Below are 3,697 nucleotides of genomic sequence, written 5' to 3'. Positions count from 1 at the left end.
TTTTGGAAACACTTTATACTCGTGTGCCAATTGATTCCACTTTTCTTTCATTTGACCAACTCTTTCAGGAAATTTTTCAGCAAGGTTCACGGTTTCAGAACGGTCTGTAGCCAGATTATATAGCTCCCAGTTCGATTTCCCGTCCAACCTAACAATCTTCCAATCTCCCTGTCTAAGTGCCGCAGCTCCATTATGCTCCCAAAAAAGTTCATCATGAAGCTGTTTTTTGATTTTTCCTGTAAAAACAGGTATCAGGCTTTTACCCGGAGAAGGAGTAATCGCATTACCTTCGAAAACTTTTGGATATTCTGCCCCTGAAATATCAATGCAAGTCGCCATTAAATCTATGATATGTGCCGGAACACTATTAAATGTGTTTTTCCCTTTAATACCTTTTGGCCAATAAGCAATAAACGGGGTATTTATTCCTCCTTCATATTCTTTAGCTTTCCAATAACGGAATGGGGTATTAATTGCGTTTGCCCACTGTTGTCCAATTCCCATATGGGTAGTTTGCGGGCCGGGCAATACATCTTTATTTACAGAGAAGCTAACTTTTTCTCCCTCCCGGGTAGTTCCGGACCTATCGAAACCGGGACCAAATACTTCGGGGCGCTCCGGGCTGGCTCCGTTATCAGAAAGAAACATAATCAGTGTATTTTCCAACTCTCCCGACTTTTTTAATTGGTCAATCAGTTTACCGACATTCTGATCTAAACAGTCTACCATTGCAGCATGTACAGCCATTGCTCTGGCATCCCATACAGAATCCTTATTACTGTTCCATGTCTTTCCATCAGCAATAAAATCAGACAAAGCAGTCTGCTTCGGATCAATTAATCCCAATTTTATCATTTTCTGATAACGTCGCTCTCTGATATAATCCCAACCCTTTTTGTAAGTGTTTTCATATTTTTTGATATCCTTCTCCAAAGCCTGAAGTGGCCAATGAGGTGCTGTAAATGCCATGTATATGAAAAAAGGATCCTTATTGGCAGAAAACTGCTGAACATATGCTACTGTAGAATCGCCAATGGCATTGGTATAATAAAAGTCCTTCGGTACATTTTGTACAGGTTTTGTTCCGTTTACCAAAGAAAACGGATCGAAATAGTCTACCACTCCCCAGATATTACCATAGTATTTTTGGAATCCTTTGTGGGTTGGGTACGATAGAGTATCTGCAAAATCTTTATTCTTAATCTTATGGTCTAACCATTCCAACTGTTGTTCTTTTTCCTGAAAAGGCCGGGTTTCAGATACATGCCACTTCCCTACCATTCCTGTTTGGTAACCCGCATTTTTTAAAACCTGCGCAATGGTCACAGTATTAGATGTTAAACCGCCTCTATATCCTGGCTTTTGCTGATCCATTGTCATGTTTCCTATCCCGGCAGTATGCGGGTAAAGTCCGGTTAACATAGATGCTCTTGTAGGACAACATCTGCTCGCATTATAAAAACTGTTAAAACGCACTCCCTGGCTTGCCAGCCAGTCTAAATTTGGTGTATTGATTTCACCTCCATAACAGCCTAAATCAGAATACCCCAGATCGTCTGCCATGATGATGATGATATTAGGTTCTTTTTTTGGCGATCTGTCTTGCGCAAATGACATTACACTTTGCGCTAACATAGCTAATAACGTAAATGAGGTTAAGACCCCAATGCGAATTACTTTCATGATTAGATAAAATAACTGGTTTTCCTTTTGACAATTTTAGTTTAAAAAACACCTTTTCGATTAGCATTGTCGTTAAATTATTCTGGACTATTGTTCAATTTCCCTTAAACAACTGTACATTTATTGAATTGCTTAAGTTTAATTTTGAAATTAGATTCCCTGATTTAAGCCTAATGCTATGAAATATTTCTGCAGTATTGTTTACTGTATCTTTTATTTAAGCGGATATATTTCCGCTCAGGAGATCCGTTTTAGAAAACTTACTTCAAACCAGGGTTTATCTCATAATACAGTATATGCAATAAGCCAGGATGAAAAAGGTTTGATGTGGTTTGCTACCAGAGAAGGGCTAAATCGATACGACAGCTATCAGATTAAAAATTACTATATAGAAGATTCTAAACTGGGGGGATCGGCGAACAAAATAAGCGCTTTATTATGTGATGGAGATTCTATATATGTAGGCACAGATAATGGGCTATACATTTACAATCAAAAGACAGATCAGCTAACAGAAAGTACTGTTTTGAAAGACAGAACTCCTGTATTATTCCTTTTTAAAAACTCGAGAACTATCTTCATTGGTACAACCGCCGGATTATACAAAATAGCTAAGAACAAGGCCAAACTGATAAGTACTAAGAATATCCCCGCTAAAGCTATAGGGAAATTATCTGAAAATAGTTTTTTGGCAGGTCTGGGAAATAAACTACAAATTATCGACAGTTATGGGAATGTCTCCCGAACATTTGATTCTTCTGCGCTATCCGTACTATCTTTTTCCGATTTCAATATATTTAATATTTACAAAGACAATAAAGGCTTTCTCTGGTTGTGTACAAACTATGGCTTATTCTATTACAATACAGAGAACCAGAGGTTTTTCAGATTGAATTTCGCAAATTCAGAAAATCAGGAAGCCAATACTGTAAGATCTGTTGTAAGCGACGGCAAAGATCTGCTTTATATAGGTACCGAAGATGGCTTACATATATATAATTTAAAAACAACAATATCCGGGAATTACCAGCAGTCTTTTGGCAACGATCCTAAAAAGTTAAATGATAAAGCCATATATTCTGCCTATCTGGCAAAAGATGGTTCAATCTGGCTGGGTACTTACTTTGGAGGTGTAAACTATATCCCATCAAACACCTACGGTTTTAAAAGCATCATCGCCAACGATAATGGCAAGGGACTTTCGGGAAAAGCGATTAGCCAGATGATGGAAGACAGCCAGCGTAATATATGGATTGGAACAGAAGACGGTGGTATAACCATCTATAATCCCGAAAAGGATTCTTATTCCTATATAAACAAGACCAGCCGGCCTTTTTATTTAAACATCAATAACGTTCATGCCATTCACGATGATGGTTATGGGAATATATGGGTTGGTACATTTTTAGGTGGCTTGCACCAGTTTGATCTTAAAAAGAAGAAAACAATTATTTATACGAATAAAATTGACGATAAAAGTTCTTTGTCTAACGACTATGTATATGCCATTTATCGGGATAGCCGGGGAAATTTGTGGATAGGTACCCAAAATGGATTAAACACCTTTGATTATAAAACGAAAAGCTTTAAGCTTTTTAGACCTGATATTTTGGGCAATAAGTTCATTTACGATATTACAGAGGATAAAAACGGAGATTTATGGTTCTGCACCAGATTTAACGGAATTTACAGATATAAGCCTTCAAACGGGCATATAGAACACTATTCTGCTACTATTACTCATACAAGTAACCAGATTATAAGTGTATACAAAGACAGTAAGCAACAGCTATGGTTTGGGACGCTAAATGGCGGGGTCTGTGTTTATAATATTGAAAAAAATAGGTTCAACAATTTTACTACCAATAATGGGCTGGCCAATAACAATGTTTATGGAATACTGGAAGACGGAAATGGATATATTTGGCTGACAACCAATCGCGGCATTTCTAAATACGACCCAAAGAATAATCGCTTTACAAACTACGATAATAAGTACGGACTTCCCTCAAAC

At 37.5% G+C, this 3,697-nt stretch carries 2 protein-coding genes; one reads left to right on the top strand and one right to left on the bottom strand.

Annotated elements, in window-relative coordinates; all coding sequences use genetic code 11:
* On the bottom strand, positions 1–1,683 hold a 1,683-nt coding region (locus ABWO41_RS16560), incomplete at its 3' end, for an arylsulfatase (protein ID WP_353140393.1).
* 178 nt (positions 1,684–1,861) lie between these two features.
* On the opposite strand from ABWO41_RS16560, the gene ABWO41_RS16555 reads away from it, so the two are divergent.
* On the top strand, positions 1,862–3,697 hold a 1,836-nt coding region (locus ABWO41_RS16555; protein ID WP_353140391.1), incomplete at its 3' end, for a ligand-binding sensor domain-containing protein.

Origin of the sequence: Pseudopedobacter sp. (assembly GCF_040392825.1) — a bacterium.
In the GTDB taxonomy this organism is placed as follows: Bacteria; Bacteroidota; Bacteroidia; order Sphingobacteriales; family Sphingobacteriaceae; genus Pseudopedobacter.
The sequence above is the reverse complement of the archived record's forward strand: the minus strand, read 5'-3'. Positions and strand labels throughout refer to the sequence as shown.